Origin of the sequence: Halomonas sp. S3-1-1, from assembly GCF_023757625.1 — a bacterium.
Lineage (GTDB): Bacteria > Pseudomonadota > Gammaproteobacteria > Pseudomonadales > Halomonadaceae > Vreelandella.
Genome location: NZ_JALGBZ010000003.1, coordinates 116081 through 137169 on the forward strand (window position 1 = coordinate 116081; position 21089 = coordinate 137169).

At 55.4% G+C, this 21089-nt stretch carries 23 protein-coding genes; 13 read left to right on the forward strand and 10 right to left on the reverse strand.

The window, feature by feature from the left end; all coding sequences use genetic code 11:
• The first annotated feature begins 127 nt into the window (after positions 1-127).
• The gene (locus MQW23_RS09925; protein WP_252107935.1) at positions 128-1105 is read left to right on the forward strand and encodes an AraC family transcriptional regulator; all 978 of its coding nucleotides are present in this window, start codon (positions 128-130) and stop codon (positions 1103-1105) included.
• 197 nt (positions 1106-1302) lie between these two features.
• A complete protein-coding gene (locus MQW23_RS09930; protein ID WP_252107936.1) occupies positions 1303-2016 on the forward strand; it encodes an SDR family NAD(P)-dependent oxidoreductase in 714 nt (237 codons plus the stop codon).
• Between the two features lie 83 nt (positions 2017-2099).
• On the opposite strand, the gene MQW23_RS09935 is transcribed toward MQW23_RS09930, so the two are convergent.
• Positions 2100-2630, reverse strand: a complete 531-nt coding sequence (locus MQW23_RS09935) for an NADPH-dependent FMN reductase (protein ID WP_252107937.1) — start codon at positions 2628-2630, stop codon at positions 2100-2102.
• 61 nt (positions 2631-2691) lie between these two features.
• Between MQW23_RS09935 and soxR the strand changes: the two genes are divergently transcribed.
• The 3 genes from soxR to MQW23_RS09950 all read left to right on the forward strand — a co-directional run bounded on the left by soxR (position 2692) and on the right by MQW23_RS09950 (position 5461).
• Positions 2692-3168: a redox-sensitive transcriptional activator SoxR gene (soxR, locus tag MQW23_RS09940; RefSeq protein WP_252107938.1), complete on the forward strand. Its 477-nt coding sequence runs from the start codon at positions 2692-2694 to the stop codon at positions 3166-3168.
• 551 nt (positions 3169-3719) lie between these two features.
• The gene (locus MQW23_RS09945; protein WP_252107939.1) at positions 3720-4817 is read left to right on the forward strand and encodes an aldo/keto reductase; all 1098 of its coding nucleotides are present in this window, start codon (positions 3720-3722) and stop codon (positions 4815-4817) included.
• Between the two features lie 20 nt (positions 4818-4837).
• On the forward strand, positions 4838-5461 hold the full coding sequence (locus MQW23_RS09950) for an isochorismatase family protein (RefSeq protein ID WP_252107940.1): 624 nt from the start codon (positions 4838-4840) through the stop codon (positions 5459-5461).
• 147 nt (positions 5462-5608) lie between these two features.
• Here MQW23_RS09950 and MQW23_RS09955 read toward each other — a convergent pair whose 3' ends face one another.
• From MQW23_RS09955 to MQW23_RS09980, 6 genes are all read right to left on the reverse strand, one after another.
• Positions 5609-5962 carry a cyclophilin-like fold protein gene (locus tag MQW23_RS09955; protein ID WP_252107941.1) on the reverse strand — a complete coding sequence of 118 codons (354 nt, stop codon included), beginning with the start codon at positions 5960-5962 and terminating at the stop codon, positions 5609-5611.
• Positions 5963-6164: 202 nt separating this feature from the next.
• Positions 6165-6911 (reverse strand): SDR family oxidoreductase, encoded by a 747-nt coding sequence (locus MQW23_RS09960; RefSeq protein ID WP_252107942.1) that lies wholly within the window; start codon positions 6909-6911, stop codon positions 6165-6167.
• Positions 6912-6970: 59 nt separating this feature from the next.
• On the reverse strand, positions 6971-7732 hold the full coding sequence (locus tag MQW23_RS09965; protein WP_252107943.1) for an SDR family oxidoreductase: 762 nt from the start codon (positions 7730-7732) through the stop codon (positions 6971-6973).
• Between the two features lie 900 nt (positions 7733-8632).
• A complete protein-coding gene (locus MQW23_RS09970; protein WP_252107944.1) occupies positions 8633-9409 on the reverse strand; it encodes a carboxymuconolactone decarboxylase family protein in 777 nt (258 codons plus the stop codon).
• A 17-nt stretch (positions 9410-9426) separates the two neighbouring features.
• Positions 9427-9897 carry a (R)-mandelonitrile lyase gene (locus tag MQW23_RS09975; RefSeq protein WP_252107945.1) on the reverse strand — a complete coding sequence of 157 codons (471 nt, stop codon included), beginning with the start codon at positions 9895-9897 and terminating at the stop codon, positions 9427-9429.
• A gap of 196 nt (positions 9898-10093) precedes the next feature.
• The gene (locus MQW23_RS09980; RefSeq protein WP_252107946.1) at positions 10094-10990 is read right to left on the reverse strand and encodes a LysR family transcriptional regulator; all 897 of its coding nucleotides are present in this window, start codon (positions 10988-10990) and stop codon (positions 10094-10096) included.
• 127 nt (positions 10991-11117) lie between these two features.
• Here MQW23_RS09980 and MQW23_RS09985 point away from each other — a divergent pair, with 127 nt between their 5' ends.
• The 3 genes from MQW23_RS09985 (at position 11118) to MQW23_RS09995 (ending at position 13070) form a co-directional block, all read left to right on the forward strand.
• Positions 11118-11753 carry an NADPH-dependent F420 reductase gene (locus MQW23_RS09985; RefSeq protein WP_252107947.1) on the forward strand — a complete coding sequence of 212 codons (636 nt, stop codon included), beginning with the start codon at positions 11118-11120 and terminating at the stop codon, positions 11751-11753.
• Positions 11754-11864: 111 nt separating this feature from the next.
• A complete protein-coding gene (locus tag MQW23_RS09990) occupies positions 11865-12260 on the forward strand; it encodes a (R)-mandelonitrile lyase (protein WP_252107948.1) in 396 nt (131 codons plus the stop codon).
• Between the two features lie 96 nt (positions 12261-12356).
• A complete protein-coding gene (locus MQW23_RS09995; protein WP_264297484.1) occupies positions 12357-13070 on the forward strand; it encodes a RibD family protein in 714 nt (237 codons plus the stop codon).
• Positions 13071-13149: 79 nt separating this feature from the next.
• Here the strand turns inward: MQW23_RS09995 and MQW23_RS10000 are convergent, their stop codons facing one another.
• Both MQW23_RS10000 and MQW23_RS10005 read right to left on the reverse strand, forming a co-directional pair.
• Complete coding sequence (locus tag MQW23_RS10000; RefSeq protein ID WP_252107950.1) at positions 13150-13761, reverse strand: superoxide dismutase; 612 nt, start codon at positions 13759-13761, stop codon at positions 13150-13152.
• Positions 13762-14116: 355 nt separating this feature from the next.
• On the reverse strand, positions 14117-15235 hold the full coding sequence (locus MQW23_RS10005) for an alpha/beta hydrolase (RefSeq protein WP_252107951.1): 1119 nt from the start codon (positions 15233-15235) through the stop codon (positions 14117-14119).
• 670 nt (positions 15236-15905) lie between these two features.
• Here MQW23_RS10005 and MQW23_RS10010 point away from each other — a divergent pair.
• On the forward strand, positions 15906-17012 hold the full coding sequence (locus tag MQW23_RS10010; RefSeq protein WP_252107952.1) for an MBL fold metallo-hydrolase: 1107 nt from the start codon (positions 15906-15908) through the stop codon (positions 17010-17012).
• Positions 17013-17398: 386 nt separating this feature from the next.
• Here MQW23_RS10010 and MQW23_RS10015 read toward each other — a convergent pair whose 3' ends face one another.
• Entirely contained in the window at positions 17399-17599 is a 201-nt protein-coding gene (locus MQW23_RS10015) for a LexA family protein (protein ID WP_353653845.1), read from the reverse strand.
• Between the two features lie 775 nt (positions 17600-18374).
• On the opposite strand from MQW23_RS10015, the gene MQW23_RS10020 reads away from it, so the two are divergent.
• The 4 genes from MQW23_RS10020 (at position 18375) to MQW23_RS10035 (ending at position 21065) form a co-directional block, all read left to right on the forward strand.
• Positions 18375-19343, forward strand: a complete 969-nt coding sequence (locus MQW23_RS10020) for a DUF932 domain-containing protein (protein WP_252107953.1) — start codon at positions 18375-18377, stop codon at positions 19341-19343.
• A 120-nt stretch (positions 19344-19463) separates the two neighbouring features.
• Complete coding sequence (locus MQW23_RS10025; protein WP_252107954.1) at positions 19464-19634, forward strand: hypothetical protein; 171 nt, start codon at positions 19464-19466, stop codon at positions 19632-19634.
• 22 nt (positions 19635-19656) lie between these two features.
• On the forward strand, positions 19657-20415 hold the full coding sequence (locus MQW23_RS10030) for an ERF family protein (RefSeq protein ID WP_252107955.1): 759 nt from the start codon (positions 19657-19659) through the stop codon (positions 20413-20415).
• Positions 20416-20453: 38 nt separating this feature from the next.
• Positions 20454-21065: a lambda exonuclease family protein gene (locus tag MQW23_RS10035; RefSeq protein ID WP_252107956.1), complete on the forward strand. Its 612-nt coding sequence runs from the start codon at positions 20454-20456 to the stop codon at positions 21063-21065.
• The last annotated feature ends 24 nt before the right edge of the window (positions 21066-21089 follow it).

The following is a 21089-nucleotide window of genomic DNA, read 5'->3' on the forward strand; positions in this document are numbered from 1 at the left end:
TCACGGCAGGCTAGCGGATACCGATAGCCAGGTTCTCTGAAATTATTGCCTGATTCGATGTCTATTGACCGAATCGTGATCAGCGTGCCTCAGAGTTGTTTACAGTGATGGCTTCGAAGAGGAGACGATGATGGAAGAGACCTCACGATCGCTGGAAATAGTCCAACATAATACGGATACGCCTGGTGACGGCGACCCTAATGGGCTTTTAGGGCCTGATCTAGTGGATATCGTCGAGCGCTGGTCCCTTGGTCATCAGGATATCGAGACGGCAGTGCCCGGGCTTAATCTTTTTCGGCGCGAACTACCCTCGCCGCCCGTAGAGTGCATGATCGAGCCGAGCATCGTGATCGTGGTTCAGGGTGCCAAGCGTATGTGGATCGGAAAAGATGCCTATTCCTACGATATGTCGCGTTTTTTGATTACATCGCTCGAATTGCCGGCTCGCTCCGAGGTGATTGAGGCCTCCCTTGAGCGCCCCTGTCTCGGGCTGGCGTTAAAAATCGATCAGGCTCAACTGACAGACTTGATTTCCCAAGGTGGGGCTCAGGGATCGCGTGATAAAAGCAATGTGGCCAGTATTGGCTTGAGCGATACCACGACAGGGCTGCTGGCGCCGGTGTATCGCTTGCTCACGTTGCTTGATGAACCGGAGGCGATACCTTTTCTGGCGCCGCTTGTACTGCGTGAAATTCATTATCGTCTGCTTCAGAGCGATCAGGCCCATCGTCTGCGCCAAATTGCCTCGATCGATGGCCACGGTTTTCGGATATCGAAGGCCGTCGACTGGATCAGAGCCCATTACTCCCAGCCAATGCAGGTCGAGCACTTGGCGGCACTGGCACAGATGAGTACGCCGTCCTTCTATCATCACTTTCGCCAGCTCACGACGCTCAGCCCACTGCAGTATCAAAAGCGGCTGCGGCTTGATGAAGCGCGACGTCTAATGCTGAACGAGCAAGTCGATGCGGCCAATGCTGCTTTCCAGGTCGGCTACGAAAGCCCATCCCAGTTCAGCAGGGAATACAGCCGGGCATTCGGTGCACCGCCAAAAAGTGATATTCAGAAACTGAGAAGCCGAGCTAGAGGGCCTTCTGTGCAGTGATGTTTTTAAAGCATCCGCCCATTTTCTTTAAAGTTCATCACTGTAACGTTGTCCATTTAATGCTCTTGCCCCCTGAGTAAAACCAGCGGGATTTCTCTGACGTTTAAATTGACCTCAACAAAAGTTGAGGTTTTATAGTCGCTGAGGGAAGGCAAAGTCTTCGAACATCCTCATAATCGGTTCAGGAGTAGATAGACATGGGCGACAAGCAAATTGCTCTGGTGAGTGGTGCCAATCGTGGTCTTGGTTTATCCATTGCAAAGGGGCTCAGCAGGGCCGGTTTTCACGTTCTGGCCGGATGCCGTGATCTGGAAGCCGGGCAGCGCGTATTTTCTTCTCCAGCCAGCGACGATATCGAACCCGTACAGCTTGAAGTCACCGATGAAAACAGCATTGAAAAGCTTCGGGCGTTTATCCAGGAAAAGTTCGGAAAGCTCGATGTGCTGATCAACAATGCTGGCCTCTCCGCGGACATGACGCCCTCGCTGAGCACCCGTGATCGTTACAGAAATACCTTCGACGTCAATGTGTTGGGTGTGGTGCTTCTCACGGAAGGCATGCTGCCTCTTTTGAAGCATTCGGAGCATGCTCGTGTCGTGAACATTTCTTCCTCGCTCGCCTCGTTCACCTTGCGATCGGATGCCTCTTGGCCTTATGCCTCGTTCCAGCTTCCATTTTATCAGGCTTCCAAGGCTGCCCTGAACGCCCTGACGCTCAGCCACGCAACAGCCTTTGCCGAATATGGCATCAAAATCAATGCGGTGTGTCCTGGGCTCACAGCAACCGAAGCGACCCAATTTCAGGGCAGAAGTGTCGAAGAAAGCGCGGAAATTGCTATCAAACTGGCTCAGGTCGATAAGGACGGTCCGACAGGTACCTTTGTAGATGATGGCGGCACCATCGCCTGGTAAGACTGCCCTTGCAGATTGCGGTTTCGGCCTGAATGCCGAGGCCGCCCTTGATGGTCCTTCTCATAACGGTGAGTACGTATCACCTATAACGCATGACGCAATCGATCAAGCAGCACGGACAGGTGATGCGTGGCATCAATACTCGGCCGGAAGGCGTTGGAATGATCGAAATAGCGTTCTACGCCTTCAAAAGCCAAGGGCTGATCGACAGGGATGGCCTGTAGAGAATACAACACCTGTTTGAGTTGTTCGACGGCCTTCACGCCGTTCGAATAGGTCCCATACGAAATGAAACCGACCGGCCGGTCTTGCCATACGCTTGGTACGATGTCGATGAGATGCTTCAGTACTGCTGGATAGCCCTGATGATATTCAGGGGTCACGATGACAAAGGCGTCGGCTTTTTCCATGCGCTCTTCTAGTAAGCGCCAACTATCCAGGGGCAGTGGTTGTTCGCCCAATGACAGAGGAAGCTCTAAAGGGTCTATCAAATCTGACGTCATGTCCTGACGTGTATCGATTCCGTTTGCAACCCATTGCGCAATGGGTTCGCATCGTCGCCCGTAACGGGCGCTTCCAAGAACCGTTGCTATGGATAAAGGTACAGGCGCCATGCTTGCCTCCATGTTAGGGATGCAGGTATTATCAAACCTCAATAAATGTTGAGGTCAAGCGGTGGCACGGTCCCTGAACCCTGAAAAAAGGTTTTTATCCGTCGGTGATGTAGCACAGCGCTTGGACATTGCCGTTTCGGCACTGCATTTCTATGAGCGTGAAGGCTTGATCACGGCCTATCGCAGTGCCGGTAATCAGCGTCGTTACACAAGAGATATCCTGCGTCGCGTGGCCGTTATCAAGACCGCTCAACGGGTGGGTATTCCTCTGGCCGAGATTCGTGACGCCTTGGCACAGCTGCCCAACGGTCGTGCTCCAGACAGCGATGACTGGGCACAACTGTCGGCACGCTGGCGTACGCAGCTCGACGAGCGCATAAGTCATCTTGAACGGCTGCGCGATCAGCTCGATGACTGCATCGGATGCGGATGTCTGTCGCTGGCACAATGTCCATTGCGTAACCCTGGCGATATATTAGGCCAGAACGTTGCAGGTGCGGCGCGCTTTCAAACGAAAGCAGACGTCGATCAGGGGTAGGATTTATGGGCAGGTCCAGAGGCAGCATCTGCCCGTGATCGGTCGGAATGACCCTACAGGCCCTGCGGTGTCAGTACTGGTGGCGGAGGCAATACACGCAGTACCTCATCGCGCGGCTTTTCTCTGCATGGGGCGATCCAGCACCACGGCGCAGACAATAATCGCCAATCCTGCCAGCAGCCCCGTCCCTGAGCCGCGTATTGCGGCGCGCGGTATCTTTTCTCGGATGGCGTGCATGGCTGTGGTGCGCTGGTGATGTATTCGAGCCATGGATCCTAAACCGTTAGTGCTCTGTACCAAAAGCCACGACACTCCAAAACTAAACATTTCGTTTCTATTTCATTCATGAGCTGAATTCATTTCTGTTTTATCCAAAGTCACTGCTGGTCACGTCATTAGACTTCTACGCTTGGTATAGGCGATGGACTGCCCTTGAATAAAGTTGAAGAAAAGGGCGTGTATGACCGTTTCCGAATCGAGCTTTTTCGGGTGCCATCGACAACATGTGGCTTACTGCCTGCCTTTCATCACGTCATCAGAGATTTAATGTCATGGACTACCGTTTACTGGGTCAATCCGGAATGGCCGTTTCCCAACTTGCGCTTGGAACAATGTATTTCGGCAATGAAACTGCCGAAAAGGAGGCCTTCACTATTCTCGACGCCTTCATGGAAAAGGGCGGAACGCTAATTGATACGTCCGACGTGTATGTAGGAGGGGCGGCAGAAAAGATTGTTGGCCACTGGATGGCCAGCCGGCCGAAAGAGGTGACCGATCATGTCGTGCTGGCGACCAAGGGTCGCTACCCGACCGGTGAAGATGTCAACGCGCAGGGACTCTCGCGTCGTCACCTGCACCGTGCGCTCAATGCATCGCTTGAGCGTCTCAAGGTCGACACTATCGATCTCTATCAGCTGCACGGTACTGATCCACTCACCTCGATGGAAGAGACGCTGACGTTTCTGGACGACGCTGTGCGCGCCGGAAAGATTCATTACGTCGGGCTTTCGAATTTCAACGGTTGGGAGATTCAACGCATGGTCTCCACCGCCCAGGCCATGGGGCTGACAGTGCCGGTCTCGCATCAGCCGCAGTACAACCTTCTGTCGCGCGAGATCGAATGGGAGATCATTCCCGCCTCGATGCACAATGGCCTGGGCCTGCTTCCATGGTCACCGCTGGCCGGTGGCATGTTGACCGGCAAGTACGAGCGTAACGGCATACCGGATGCCAACACGCGAGCCGGTTCCGATAACCCACTCTATCAATGGTCGAGCGCCGAGTTCGTCAGTTCGGATCGTGCCTGGCGTGTCATTGGAGCCGTGCGGGAGGCAGCGACACAGCTCGGTGCGACGCCTTCACAGGTGGCGCTGCGTTGGTTGATAGATCGCCCGAGCGTGACGGCACCGATCTGCGGAGCGCGTACGCTTGCGCATCTTGAGGATAATCTCGGTGCGGTAGATCTGGACCTTGGCGACGAGATCACCGAGCGTCTGGAAACGCTGAGTCGCCCAGTGCCGGAAAACTGCTATCCCTACGGTGATTTCGGTGATGCAATGCGGACCCGCTTCGTTGGTAAGGCCGAGCATGCCGTGGGCCGGGTTGTGGGCGGCGGTTCCGATGCGCCGCTCAGTGGCAAGCCCAAGTGAGCGCGAGAGTGACGTCGCAAATGAATAATGGCCAATCCAATCCTTATACAAGCACTGCTGACGGGTCCTTCGGGCCCGCTCAAACCGCTCGGCTCGACGCAAATCAGGTGCAGATTCTATTCGCCGACTTGCAGGGCAATCTGATCGACAACAGCCGGACAACACCACCAGAGTCGATCATCCGAGCTGCTGTTGGTCTGGCCAGGATTGCCAACATTCTAGAACTGCCAATGCATCACAGCGTGGCGGCTCAGGCCGGCATGGACCCATCGGTCATTGAGCCCCTGAGACCCTATGCGATAGAGGATAATACGTATCATCGGGTCACCTCGGGGGCGCTGATGGACGCACCGACACAAGAGGCATTGTCAGCGACGGAGCGACCCATCCTTGTCGTTGCCGGATTCGCGGCCGAAGTCGTGGTGATTCAGACGGTGCTCGATGCGCTGGCCGAGGGGTATACCGTTTTCTACATGGTCGATGCGATCGGTGGGCTATCAGAGCGCAGCGAGCTGGCCATGTTTCGGGCGATGGAAGATGCGGGTGCGATATCCTCCTCAGTGGCGAGTCTGGCAGCGCGATTGGCACCCGATTTCGATCGTGCCCCGGGGACCGAGATTCTCAAGCTCATTCAGTCGTTATGAGCGTTGTAAGGTCGAAATATTCGGTCTTGCTGCTATTACGCGTCTTCGCACACACTTGGTGTAGGACACCTTGACGCATCTGGGACCTGGCGCACCAGCGGTATTCACGTAGGCGTCAGTTCATGTCATATCTTCCAGGTCATGACATCACTCTTTATGCCTGATTGTAACCTTGACTGGTCCGTCGCGATCAATGGCTGCAAACTCCGAATCGAAGTTGCCCAGCTTGACCAGACCGCTGGAATGCTTAAATTCCTTGCGGAAGATGGCCAGGTTGCCCCAAGGCGCGTAGTAGGTGATATCGCCTGCAACCGGCTTCATACCCTTGGATGCCTCACCATCCGGCAGACTGCCGGGCAGGTCGGCGATCTTTTCGACACCGCCGCCAAAATCGCCCAGCTCTAGATCGAGCGGCAGCATGTCGGCAAATGCACGGCCGGCGGGCGTGTCTTCGAGTGTGGCGGAAACTTGCTGTCCCTCGACATCGAAAACGATATTCATGGAATGGGACTCCTGTGTGGAAGGTGTATCGGATGCCTGTGTTAGGCCCGATGGCAGCATCGCAGCAAGCCCGATAGCGCAGAGGCTGGATCGTAACATGACAACGAACGTGACCATCTTGATTCCCGATGAGAGTTTAAAGACATCGGCGAGCGCCCGAGGCGCTCGCCGAATCGTTACGCAAAGGTAGATCGTATGTCGCTTACAGTGGCTGCGCGGTCGGGCGATAGAGGATTTCGTTGATATCAACGTCCTCAGGCTGAGTGATCGCAAAAAAGACCGTCCGGGCGAAGGAGTCTGCCGGAATGGCGGACGATGCATAGAAGCCACCAATGGCTTCGGAGGATTCCGGGTCAGTGATATGGCTTGGCAGTTCGGTATCTATGGCGCCTGGTGAGATGATGGTGGAGCGCAGGTTGTAGTCCTTCACCTCCTGACGAAAGCCCTCACTGATCGCACGAACGGCGTGCTTGGTGGCGCAATAGACCGTGCCAGCCGGCGTCACCTTGTGACCGGCGACTGATGAAACGTTGATCAAATGGCCGAATTTCTGCGATTGCATGTGCGGCAGAGCGGCGGCGATGCCGTAAAGCGTTCCCTTGATGTTGATGTCGATCATGTTGTCCCACTCATCGATCTTCAGCTTCTCGAGCGGGGACTGCTGCATGAGTCCGGCATTGTTGAGCAGTACGTCGATCTTTCCGTAGGTCTCCACGGCCTTATCGACCAAGGCCTGTACGTCCGCCTGACGAGTGACGTCGGTTTTCAATGCCAGCGCCTTACCGCCGTTGGCTTCGATGTCATCCACGATGGATTGCAGGCGATCAAGGCGCCGAGCACCCAGCACGACCGTGGCGCCGTGAGCGGCCAAATGGCGGGCAGTCGCTTCGCCCAGACCGCTGCTGCCACCGGTGATGACGACGACCTTGTCCTGAATTTCCTGAGTCATGTCCAACTCCTAAAGTGAAATGTGAGGTGGTATCGGTGTGGCGCTCGTGAAGCGCAAAGTCAGTGCGCTGTAAAGCCACCATCTACTGGAAGAGCATGCCCGATGACAAACGTGGAGCCCGGCCCGCACAACCAGACGACGGCGGAAGCGATCTCTTCGGGCTTGCCCAGACGGCCGATCGGCTGCTCACGCAGAATGTCTTCCAACGGTAGGTCGCCACTTTCGACCATTTTCTGCACCATAGGTGTATCGATGGTACCGGGGCAGACGGCGTTGATGCGGATGCCTTGTGAGGCATATTCCAGCGCAGTGCTCTTGGTCATGCCGACCACGCCATGCTTGGTGCCGTGATAGATCGAACGGCCCGGTAGACCGACCAGCCCACCCAGTGATGAACAGTTGACGATGGCACCGCTACCCTGCTTGCGCATCTGCATGAGTTCATATTTCATGCAGCACCAGACGCCGAACAAGTTGATCGAATTTACTCGGTTAAACTCTTCGCTGGTGGCATCGGCCGTTTGGGCAGCCAGACTTTGAACGCCAGCGTTGTTGAACGCGGCGTCAATACTTCCGTAGATGGCCACGGTCTGCTCGACAAGGTGAGCGATCTGTCCTTCGTCTGCGACATCGCACAGGATTCCGGTCACTTCATGGCCTTCCTGCTTCAGGGTTGCAACCGCCTCATCGAGAGCCGGCTGGCTGATGTCTGACAGCACTACCCGGGCACCTTCCTCGGCAAAGGCGCGGGCAGTGGTAAACCCCATGCCCATAGCCGCGCCCGTTACGAGCGCGACCTTATCGACAAAATAATCTTTCATGCGAATATCTCTCTGAGAATAATTAATGAGAACAAGGTAGGTGCTCTATCGGCGTCTGATAAGCCCAGTGGGGCACTAGGACTTAATAGTTGCTTTCATGAATTCGTTTTAGGTGTTTGGCCCCGGAATGTAATGGTTTATGGCATGATTACTTGCCGGAAGAGGATCCATGTCTCAGGGACGTCATCAACGCGCCACGGCCACGCACGCTATCCGGGAAGACTTACAGCGATTGATAGAGTCGGTCATGGCATTGAGCGGACGCTACGGTATTAATCAGCGGCCAAGGGCTAGTGAAGCAACGTGCGAGAAAAAGTCCTTAAAGCATTATCCGATGGACTATCTGCGTATCGATATCAGCGAGATACGGACAGGCGAAGGCAAGGCTGACCTCTTCGTTGCAGTGGAACGAGCGTCCAGGTTCATTCATGCACGGCTATGCCAGAAGATGACAAAGCAGGGGCCACTGACTTTTTTAAGGACACGCTCAAAGCACTGCCTTATAGCGCCCATAAAGTGTTAAATGGTAATGGGATGAGGTTCCGGGCAAAGAGGCTTACAAGCCGCATATATATGATGAGATGTGTCTTCGCTAATGTATCGAATATCGTTTGATGAAATCGCTTCACCACTGGATCAGCGGTCGGGTGGAGCGAATGAACCGCATCATCAAAGCAGCGACGGTTCGAGCTTCCCATCACGCCTTGTTAGACCAGCTTCAATCTCACCTGAAAGCTTCTCAATGGGCCTATAATAGTGCTCGACCGCTAAGAGCGCTCAAGGGCAAATACCGATTGGATTTATCCTTGAGCAATGGCAGAAAGAGCCCGATAGGTTTTATAACGATCCGAACCATCACTTCGCGGGGCCAAACACCTAGCGAACGGTCTTGGGTAGCGTCTACTCGCCCCTGGATTCGAACACGTCTCTGGCGATCGGCAGTGCCGAAAAGACGTTGGGCCAGCCTGCGTAGAAGGCCAACTGAGTCAGCATTTCAGATGCCTCCTCTTGTGTCAGGCCATTATCCATGGCGCGGTTAAGATGGAAAGGCACCTGCTCGACATTGCCGTTGGCAATTAAAGCACTAACGGTAACGAGGCTGCGGTCGCGTGGCTCAAGTCCCGGGCGTAGCCAGAGGTCACGGAAAAGTGCTTCGGTCGTATAGTGCACCACGCCAGGCGCCGTGTCCCCGAATTCGCTTTCCACAAAGGTGGCGCGTTCCGCCTCGGCTTCTTCGTCAAGGGGCAGCAATTCCACCTCTTCGCCTGGAACGTCGTCACTGCTGATGCCGCGTTCTTCGAAAACTGGCGCTAGCAGCTCGGTGGCGGAGGTTGCGTTTCCCCAGCCTGAGTAGAAGGCCAAGTGGGTGATCAATTCGGTGATCTCGCCAGGTTCCACGCCGTTATCCAGCGCCAGATTGAAATGATAGGTAAGTTCGGCTGCATCATTTCTCGCCACGAGCGTTGCCAGCGTGACGATACTACGATCCCGCACCGAGAGACCATCGCGCTCCCATACTTCTTCCTGCAATACATTCTCGGTATAAGCGGCGAGGGCCGGTGCCACGTTGGCCTGCTCTTGTGGTGATGAGGTGCTCGAAGAATTGCTGGCATGAGCGCTCGTCAGCGTTGCGGAAGCCATGGCCAATGTCAGTATCGAGACGGATCCAAATTTCATCATGAGCTCCTGGCGCCTCATTCGGCGTATTCTTCGTCGGTAACGTGATCCATCCAGTCCACACCGCTACCATCGACGTTTTCCTGGATGGCAATGTGGGTCATGGCGTGTTCGGCGCTGGCTCCATGCCAGTGTTCGACATCCGGCGGAATACGTACGACATCACCCGCACGAATTTCCTGACGCTCTTCACCGCGCGTCTGTACCCAGCCTATGCCGGAGGTGACCACCAGAATCTGACCAGCGGGATGGGTGTGCCAAGCGGCTCGTGTGCCAGGCGGGAAAGTGACTTCGCCGGAGGAAATATTGGAATACTCGGTGGTATGGAATAAAGGTACGATGATCGATTCACCTGTGAAGTATTCCGATGACCCGATGCTGGAAGGGCGTGAGTCGGCGGAATTGACGTCGATGGTTTGCGCAATGGCTGTACTGGTAAACGCGAAGCAAGCCATCAAGGGCAGCGCTTTCGTGAAGAATTTTTTCATGTGGTTGGTCTCCTTCTGGCTTGATATCGGCAAGTTACATTATCAATCGGGGGGAGCGATGTGCCGCTCACCCTGCCCATATCAAACATGGCAATCCGTCAGCCATGATGCAAATGTGCTAAATAAAAATGAGTTATGACTATTACTCATTAATAGCGTGATAGGTCGATTGCAGTGATGGGCCTTGAGCAGGGCGTCACTCGTCGCGATGCTGCAAGGCTTCGACGATTACTCGAAACGCAAGAGATGATTGGCGGCGATGGGGGTAATACAGGAAATAGCCGGGAAAGGGAGGGCTCCAGTTCTCGAGTACTGATACCAGGCGACCAGCATCGATATGCTCTCGCACTAGGCCTTCAGGTGCGTAGCCCAAACCGTAGCCATCCAGCGCGGCGCGCACCACTGGACCTATCGTATTGAACGTAAACTGTCCATCCACTCGCACTCGCAGTTCGCGCCCGTCTTTCTCGAACTCCCAGGCATAGAGGCCACCGTGGGTGGGAAGCCGTAGGTTGATACAGTCATGGTCCGTGAGTTCCTGGGGTGTCACCGGCTTGCTACGTGTCTTGAAATACTCGGGAGCCGCCACTACCAGCATGCGAAAGTCAGGCCCCACCTTGACGGCGATCATGCCCTCGGATACTTGCTCGCCAAGACGAACGCCAGCATCGAATTTCTCGGCCACGATATCCGTTAAGCTATAGTCGGTCACGACCTCAACCTTCAGGTCTGGATACGCCTTTAGTACCGGTGAGAGTTTCGGCCAGATCAGCGTGTCCGCGGCATAATCGGTGGTCGTGATACGAATGGTGCCTGCAGGTAGATCCCGCATTTCCACCAGCGCCTCGAGTTCTTCCTCAATTTGCGAGAAGTGAGGCGCAATTCGATTGAGAACACGCTCACCTTCGGCGGTGGGGGTGACCTTGCGTGTTGTTCGAGTCAGCAAGCGTACCCCAAGGCGCTGTTCGAGCCCGCGAATGGCATGACTAAGAGCCGACTGTGAAACGCCAATCTGAGCAGCTGCCTTGGTAAAGCTTTCGACTCGAGCGACCACGACGAAAGACATCAGGTCGGTAACGTTTTCTCTCAGCATTGATGATTCCTGCTCATTATTTCTACTCATACTAGCAGACTGGCGCTTAACGCCGAGACGCCACTATGCTGATCAAGCGCTCAATCGGTTCATTCGCGCTACTTCACTGGTACCAAGGAGAAATGCAGTGAAAATCGGAATTCTAGGATCGGGGATGATGGGCGGTACACTTGGCACCATTTGGGCCGCAGAGGGTCATGAAGTGACCTTTAGCTACTCGCGCCAGGCATCGAAACTCGAGCGTCTGGCCCAAGCAACGGGTGCCCACTATGGTACACCTGCCGAGGCCGCAAGGAATGCCGATGTCGTACTACTGGCCGTTCACTGGTCGCGTATTGATGACGTGCTCGCTCAAGCAGGTGATCTGTCTGGCAAATGTGTTGTGAATTGCTGTGTGCCACTGGATAGTGATAATCGCTATCTGGTGGTCGGCACCAGCACCTCGGGCGCGGAAGAACTCGCCAAGCGATTGCCCAATGTCCACTTCGTTTCTGCCTTCAATACAACCCCCAGTGAGGCGCTGATCGAAGTGTTTCAGCGACGCACGGCCACAGTCACCAAGCCGGATGTCCTCTACTATGGTGATGACAGCACAGCCAAACGTATGGTCGAGACCTTGATTGACGCGGCAGGCTATCAGCCACTTGATGCAGGGGCACTGGAAACGGCTCGTTTTGTGGAACCTTTTGCGATGGTGACGGCTGAGCTTGCCTATAATCAGCCGGGCAAGCCCTCACTGGTGTATCGTTTTGATCGATTATAATCGATTAATGAATCATGCTCATTTCTTTTAGCAAGCAGAATAATTTCATTACCATGCTAATACTGACTATGTTTATTAAGACCTAACATAGTGGATGAAGGAGAATGATCAATGAAAATCAATCGTGTAGGCACACAGGCATCCGCTCAGGGACCTGCTGATTACTTTACTGGAACCGTTCGAGTGGATCCCCTATTTCAGGCCGAATCACCGGGACGTAGCTCCGGATCTGCAGTGACGTTCGAACCGGGTGCACGTACCGCTTGGCATACGCACCCTGCCGGACAGGCGCTCATTGTGACCCACGGGGTAGGTCGCGTTCAACGAGAGGGTGGGCCCATCGAAGAGATTCGCCCTGGTGACACAGTCTGGTTCCCGGCAGGTGAAAAGCATTGGCACGGCGCCTCACCAGATGTCGCCATGACCCACATTGCCATTCAAGAGTCTGTCGACGGTTCACCAGTCACCTGGATGGAGAAAGTGAGCGACGACGAGTACGGTCGTTAATCAGACGACATCGCATGGCTCAAGCGCCGCTCACGAGCGGCGCTTGTTTTTTGTCGATCAATCTTTATTCCTTTTTCGGATGAGTCATTAATCACGATGCGACCCAAAATCACCTGCCACATGATCACTTCGCTGGATGGTCGCCTCCTACCCGAACGTTGGATGGATCCCGCCAATGGGCGTATAGGTGATCTGATAGATGTCCATTATGAATCGGTCGCATCGCGTTTGAACGCCGATGGCTGGATCGTGGGCCGCAAGACCATGGCCGATTTCGTCAAGCAGCATGTCAGTGTCGACCTTCTCGAAACACCTATGCCACGGAAGTCTCATTTCGCCGAGCGCGGACAACGCCAGATTGGCGTGGCGATCGATCCGGGTGGGCGGCTCGATTTCGTCAGTGATGACGTGGGCGGTGACCAAGCCGTCGTCATTCTATCGGAGCGGGTACCGGATACATCACTGGAACGGCTTCGCGCAGCGGGCGTCTCTTACGTATTCGCAGGGCCTGAGGGCCGTGACTTGTCTCAAGCGCTGGAGCAGATCGGCAAGCAGTTAAACGTTCGGCATCTGTTGTTGGAAGGCGGGGGGGTTACCAACGGTGCCTTTCTTGCAGCGGGATTGATCGATGCGCTGAGTACGTTGATATGCCCCACCCTCGACGGCTTGGCCGGGGTGCAGGCCATCTATGATCACTTGGGGACAGGAAAGAGCCAGCCCGCCAGCGGACAGCATCTCGCGCTGCAAGCTAGCGAAACGCTCAAAGGGGGCGTGGTGTGGCTACGCCATGACGTGACGCGTGACGCATAAGTGTTTAATGGCGGCGATCTTCGATCATGGCGCGAGTCGTCACGAGCATCGCCAATCGGCGATGCTCGTTGATAAATGCTCAGCCTAGCGCTGATTCGTAGCGACGAGCGACCTCGTTCCAGTCGATGACATCGAAAAACGCGGTCACGTAATCCGGGCGGCGGTTTTGATAGTTGAGATAATAAGCGTGCTCCCACACGTCCAAACCCAGCAGGGGCGTGTTGCCCACCATGATAGGGCTGTCCTGGTTGAGCGTGTTCTCGATGATCAATTGATGATCGGGGTTGAGGGACAACCACGCCCAGCCGCTACCGAAGCGGCCCAACGCCGTGGCCTTGAAAGTTTCCTTAAAGCTTTCGAAGCCGCCCAAGTCCTCCTCGATGGCTTTGGCCAGTTCGCCTTGAGGAAGGCCACCACCGTTGGGCGACATCGCCTGCCAGAACAAGCTGTGATTGCTGTGCCCACCGCCGTTGTTGATGACGGCTTGTCGCTTGGTCTCAGGCAATTGCTCGATCTGGCCCAATAGTTCATCCACCGATAGATGTTCGAACCCCGTTCCTTCCAAGGCGGTATTGAGGTTGGTGACGTAGGTTGCGTGGTGGCGACCATGATGAATTTCCATGGTCTGGGCATCGATCACTGGCTCGAGGGCATCGTAGTCGTAGGGGAGGTTGGGAAGTTGGTGAGACATCGTCGCTTCTCCTGCAAAATGGGTGAACGGCGCCGGTAACGCAGCAGGACATTGAGGCGTGTAACGGAGCCGTTGCCTGTTATAAAACCTCAAGCAATATTGAGGTCAAGTGATGCAAGCAAGGTAATACGACGGCCAAGCGGATAGCGAGCGTGGCGTAAGTGCTCCAGCGAAGGAATTTTCGATCTACTTTGATGAGGCCAAAGGGCTGGCCAGCACCACACGACGTAATGTTGACCAGCACCGCTACACGCCCGAGGTTGGGCGATCCGGTCCACGGAGTACGCATCATGGAGCGACAGATGGAGCATGCATCGGCCGCGCACTTCTCCCGGGTGGCTATACGGGAAATGGCTTAGGTCAGGTTTTCCTCGAAGAAGGTGACCATCCTGTCGAACGGGATCTTGTCGTGTTGATCGTAGAGGTCGACATGGCTGGCGCCTTCCACGATCAGCAACTCCTTGGGCTCTGCCGCAGCGGCGTAAGCGCTTTCACTGAAATAACGCGAGTGGGCGTTCTCGCCGTGAATCAGCAGGGTCGGGCGTGGCGCGATTTCCTGGATATAGGTCAGGAGCGGCATGTTCATGAAGGAGAGCGGGGTCGTTTGCGTCCAGGCATTGCCCGAGTTGACCGCCCTGGGATGGTATCCGCGCGGTGTCATGTAGTAATCGTGATAGTCGACCATGAACTGTGCCTCACCCCCGCTCAGTTCGTTATAGGCAGGTTGGTAGGCCGGAGTCCCGCTTTGGGCGTCGTCCCAGCGCTGACGACTCAGTTGTTCGAGCACCTGCGCCCGCTCGTCGGCGGTCATACTGTCGTTGTAGCCCCGCGACATGACACGGGTCATGTCATACATGGTGCTGGCTATGACAGCCTTGACACGCTTGTCCACCGCAACGGCATTGAGGGCCATACCGCCCCAGCCACAAATACCAATAACGCCGATTCGCTCACGATCTACCTCTGGCAGCAGGCCGATAAAGTCCACCGCGGCGCTGAAGTCTTCGGTGTTGATATCTGGAGAGGCGATATCGCGTGGCTCGCCGCCGCTTTCACCCGTGTAGGAAGGATCGAAAGCGAGCGTTGCGAACCCTCGTTCGGCCATCGTCTGGGCATACAGTCCTGACGACTGCTCTTTGACGGCGCCGAAAGGGCCGCTGATCACGATCGCGGCGAGCCTTTCGCTTGTCGAACGGGTCCTTGGCAGGTAAAGGTCGGCGGCCAGCGTGATGCCGTAGCGGTTAGGAAACGTGACCTTGCGGTGGTCGACGTGTTCACTACGGGGGAAGGTCTTGTCCCACTCTTGTGTCAGCGCGAGGCCATTCGACGCGCGGTCAGTCGTTGACGCCGAGGCCAGGGCCGAATGGCCCCCTAGTAGAACGGCGCTACCTGTGAGCACCGAGCTTTGAAGAAAGCCTCTACGTGATGGGCCGATTTGCTCGATGGCGGTGTATCCAAGCGTTTTATCGTTCATGTTGTCCTCCAGGTTTTACTGACAGTCGAAGCACGGGTAAGTGATCGAGAATGAGTGGTCGAGACATCGGGTTAACACGAGCGTGTCGATCGCTGAGTCAACGCGCCCATGGTCATCGCTGTTCTCTTGCGGCCATGAGCGCAAGGGTGCCTGCCAAGGCCAGCAGTAAGGCGCTTGCAATGAAAGTGGCTCGATAACCGATCACGTCAAACAGCGGCCATAAGCTTTCAAGCGACAAGCAGTAAAAAGCTCATGTCAGCCTTGTGCCAAGAACACTTGTGCAACGGCAATGGCCGCCATCATTGAACCTGGCGAATTTCAGTGTCGGCATTGCACACTTAAAGATGTCGCGATATCGAGGCTGGTGGGGGGCCTATCTTGCTCGACGCTGATGACGTTGACTAGCTAAGGAACGCTTAAAAAACTTATTAGCTAAACTCATCAATCTTGACGGAAAAAGGGTTTTCTCCACATCTGGAACTAAGGGCGGCTTCTACGGATACTACTCAGCACGCATTCTTGATTGATGAGAATATTTCATTATTGTCATCGGTTTGTTGTCATTATTGTTGGCTATAACGCTGTTAATCTGAAGGTTCGTTGATTCATCTATCGTCGACGCTTCCTGATTCGCGCTCGCGGACATCAGGCCCGTCCGGATACCGCTCTCATGAACAAGAAGGTCAAACACGTGCTGCTGGCCATTATCGCTGTTATTGTCGTAGGCATCATCGCCGGTTGGGCTTACCTGCAGCATCCGAAGTTTGGACAGCTTCCTTCGGAAGAGGCGATGACCGTGTTGGAACGCTCGCCCAATCATCGAGATGGTCAGTTTCATAACCTGATGGAAACACCCGCTCTCAGCGATGGTGAAAGTGTCTTTTCGGTGCTTTGGGATAATGCGCGCGCCGACCGCGATGGCCTGCGTCCCAATGTGCCCTTACCCTCGGCCAAGAGCGATCTGCGCACATATGACCTGCAAGAGGATCTGGTCGTTTGGCTAGGACACTCTTCCTATTACGTGCAGTTGAACGGTCGCCGCCTGCTGATCGATCCGGTATTCAGCCGTAATGCCGCGCCGATACCGTTCGCCAATCAGGCGTTCGAAGGAACGACGCTCTACAGTGCCGACGAAATGCCGCCTATCGACTACGTGTTGATTACTCACGATCATTGGGATCACTTGGATTATCCAACGCTCAAAGCGCTTGAACCCAAAGTCGACTATGTCATTACCGGTTTGGGGATGGAGACCTATTTCGAGCAATGGGGCTATGCGCCAGACCGTATTCACGCCCAGGATTGGAACGATGTACTCACCTTCGATGACGGCTTGCGCATCCACGTGCTGCCGGCGCGTCACTATTCAGGGCGGCTTCTCACGCGTAACCAAACCCTGTGGGTGAGTTTTGCGCTGGAAACATCGGAGCGTCGGCTCTACTTCAGTGGTGATAGTGGGTATGGCGAGCACTTCACCGAGATCGGCCAACGTTTGGGCGACTTTGATCTCGTGGCGTTGGATCATGGCCAGTACGACCCACGCTGGGCCCATATTCACATGACGCCCGAAGAAGCTTCGCATGCCGCTGATGACTTGAATACCCGGCTCTTGATGCCCGGCCATGCCGGACGGTTTGCCTTGGCGCAGCATCGCTGGGACGAGCCTTTCGAGCGTCTCGTTCGGGCGAGCGAAACACACCGCTACCAGTTGGTGATACCGCTGATCGGCCAAGTAGTCGCGCTGGATGCACCTCCGGCATTGCAGCCTTGGTGGTAGTAGCAAGGTGGCGCTGTCATATATGAACCCTTTCATGGCTACTATGACATATTACGCGCATGGCCCGGGGTAGAAGGTCAACGGGCGGAAAACTCTAATCAGCGATGCCACTAAAACCGGGATATTTATATTGCTGGATAAAAGTACCGCCTGACGACGTACGTCTAGCATAATAGAGGTACATGGCGGCTCCCATTTCTAAACTCAACGCTTTTAGCTCGTTGGAACGGGCAACGACGCAACCATCGTTGTTGGACAGCGCCCCCATAGGACGGCCTTCCAGAGACGAGTTAAAGACTCGCTCGCAGAAGAGTTATTAGAGCCATTCAGGGCCATCATTGCATCGTAACCCCAAGCAAACTATGCAGCACCTGGGTCACGACACATTAAACATGGGGTTCGCGCCCATCAATAGGAAGGGGCGGATACGCCGGGTTACTGGCCCGAAGATAGTTGCACTGCCCTATGCGCTCTAATCTTTTTACCGTGAGCTCGCCATTCACAAAGATCACAATAATACGTCCAAGTAGCGCTTCAAGGCTGCGATCCACCACCGGCAGGTAGCTATGATGAACGCCATCGATCAGCCTGGAGTCTCACTCAGACCTTATAAAATAGGTCGCCGCCTAGCGCTTCACAACGCACTGGTGTAAATCCAGATCAGTATCCAGATGGACATCCGCCGGTGACGGAAATCCGGCGCGCGCAGCACTGGAATAGAGGGGTAAGGGCAGTGAGGCGGACATGGCATCCGCCCAGCCCAACAGTGACACATTCAATGACATGATATCCTCTTTATGATTTCTGTATGTATAAACGGTATCAGTAAAGAAACCTGGTGAATCAACTATTCAGGGGTCAAAACCAAAAAATTACAGACCTATATCACTCCCATGAATCCATCCCTCGAATTACCTTGTGATGCATAGGAGTATTGCCCATGCCCCCACCTTGCCAGCAATGTGCTGCTACCCGTCTGATCAATCTCTATACCGCTCAACGCATCGGTGTTATCAGCGGTTGCGTCGTCGGCGGTGCAATAGGCACCTTTCGCGCCATGGCAGTAACCTCAGAAGCTTCACTGGCCATGGCGCGCTTTCCGCTCGCTAAACTTCCCACTGCTATGATCGGCGCCGTTACCGGTGGCCGGTCAGGTATCCGGGTCACCTCATCTTTATTCGCCAGTTGGTTACCCCCCGGCGCCGGTACGCCCTGGCTGTGCCTTGCCTGTGGGCACGCCTTTCGACAGACCTATCCGCCCCTGGCCGCCGCTCGCTGAGGCACACCTGACGGATATTACCTTTCACTTACCCCATAGCGCTGACAAATGTCAGCGCTTTTTTTATGTCTGGAGACTCACTCATGGCACATCTCGTTGAACAAATGGCTTACGTCGGTACGACCCCCTGGCACGGCCTGGGGCAGCAGCTGTCTCGTCAGCAACCGCTCGAGGTCTGGCAGCAGCAGGCCGGTATGAACTGGCATATCGAGGAAGCCCCGGTGCGCTTTATCGCGGAAGGCGCGAGCCACCTGGGCAGTATCCACTCGTTCCCTGAGCAGAAAGTGCTCTACCGCTCGGATACCAAGGCGCCGCTGTCGGTAGTGTCCCAGCGCTACAAAGTGGTACAGCCGGAAGAGATTCTGGAGTTTTACCGTGATCTGACCGAGTACGCCGGGTATGAGCTTGAAACCGCCGGGGTGCTTAAAGGCGGGCGCAAATTCTGGGCGTTGGCGCGCAGTGGCTTGAGTACCTCGCTGAAAGGTCAGGATGAGGTGAACGACTACCTGCTGTTGGCAACGTCCTGTGACGGCACGCTGGCGACCATGGCGACCCCCACCACGGTGCGCGTGGTGTGCAATAACACGCTGCAGATTGCCGTCGATGGTGCATCCCAAGCAGTGAAGGTGCCCCACCGGTCGGAGTTTGATCCTCGTGCGGTGAAAAGCCAACTGGGCATTTCGGTCTCGCAATGGAATGACTTCATGTACCGCATGAAGGCGTTAGCGGAACGCAAGATAGATCATCGAGAGGCGCAGCAGTATTTTCAGTCGGTGCTCTGCGGGATCGACAAGCCGATCGACGATCCTTCACGGCTGCCCAACTACCGGGCGCTTAACAAGGTACAGACGCTCTACCACGGCGAAGGCCGTGGCTCGCACCTTGATACGGCTAAAGACACCGCTTGGGGTCTGCTCAATGCGGTGACCGAGTACGTGGATCATGACAAGCGTGCGCGCAGCAACGATACGCGCCTGGATTCCGCGTGGTTTGGACAAGGGGCGCAGCTAAAGCAGGAAGCACTACAAACGGCCCTGGAACTGGTGAGCTGACATGCTGCTTTTAATCGTTCTACTGCTTATTGTCCTGTTTTTTATTCTGCCCCCCATTGGATAGCGCGATAAGCCCGGCCCTGACAGGCCGGGCTTTTTGCCTTTTACGAGGAGTACCCCATGAGTTTTCCTGATCCCGATCTGGATATGGCACTGACGCAACTGACCGAACGGCTGCTAGACAAGGATCAAACCTGCGCCGAGACGTACGTAATGGCAAAAGGACAGCTGTATCGCACGGAGCTGCGTCTACACCCCATTCACCCGCGCGAGCTGCCCGCTGATTTTTAACCCCTATTGAAGGAGCCTTGTCATGGCCACCAAAACCAATGTGGTAAATCACGAGGCGTCTGCCGCCTCTTCACTACAAGCCGTACCTAGCACACCTACTCCCCATCTCGCGGACAGCACGGCCATTATTCAGGTGATCGAGCGAGCCGCCCTCAACCCGGACGTCGATATCGACAAGATGGAGCGCTTGCTACAGATGCAGGAACGGGTCATGGATCGCCAGGCTTTGATGGCCTATAGCGCGGCCATGGCGGCTATGCAGACCGAGCTGCCCAGCATCGAGGAGCGCGGGCAAACCAACAACGGCTTCTACGCCACGCTGGAGGATATCGTCGATACCGTGCGGCCGATTATGCAGAAGCACGGCTTTGCGGTGAGCTTTCGTATTCAAACGCAGGAACGCGGCATTCAGATCACCGGCGTGCTGATGCACAAGGACGGCCACCGGGAAGAGACCAGCATGCTGCTCCCAGCCGATGTGAGTGGCAACAAGAATGCCGTACAGGCGTTTGGATCGTCCACTAGTTACGGCAAGCGCTACGTACTGTGCGCCTTGCTCAATATCACCACACGCGGGCAAGACGATAATGGCCAGACCAGTACACGAGCAGTCGTGAAGAGGGTTACGGCGTTTCAGGCGGGGCAGATTCAGCGTTTGATCAGCCAATGTCCAGGCACCACCCAAGAGTGGTTCAGCGGCAAATACGGCGCTGCGGTTCAGGTGCCTCAGGCAGATTTCGACAAGCTCCGCGCATCCCTCACCAAGCGAGCCGTGAAATAGCGGCGCAGCCTGCTCACTCACCGCCTACAGGAGGCGTTATGAAGATACTCACCATGCCACAAGGCTCTCCTGAGTGGCTGGCGGCGCGTCTTGGGCGCGTCACTATGTCGGAACTCAAAGCATTGCTGGTAAATGGCAAAGGCCCAGGCGGGTTGGGTACCGGAGCCATCACCTACATGCACCAGTTGATCGGCGAGCGTATGACCGGAGAGCTGGCCGAGCCGTTTCAAGGCAATGCCCACACCAAGCGGGGGCAGGAGCTAGAGAGCGTCGCCCGCTCACTGTATCGCGATATGACTGGCGCACCGAAGCCTAAAGAAGTGGGCCTGATCCTCAACCACAACGTAGGCTACTCACCGGATAGCTTGATTGGCAAAAACGGCCTGTTGGAGATCAAGACCAAGCTGCCCAAGTTCCAGATTGAGGTGCTGCTCAGTGGGGAAATACCCGACGAACACGTGCCCCAATGCCAGGGTGGGCTCTGGGTCAGTGAACGGGAATGGATCGACTTTGTGAGCTACTGGCCTGGAATGCCGCTGTTTGTGAAACGTGCCTACCGAGACGAGGCTCTGATCCGCACGATTGCCGAGCGGGTTGAGGCCTTTCATGAAGAGATGGAGCGGCGCATCAGCCAAGTGATGGCCGCGTGACTCATCCGCTGAACCACAATACAC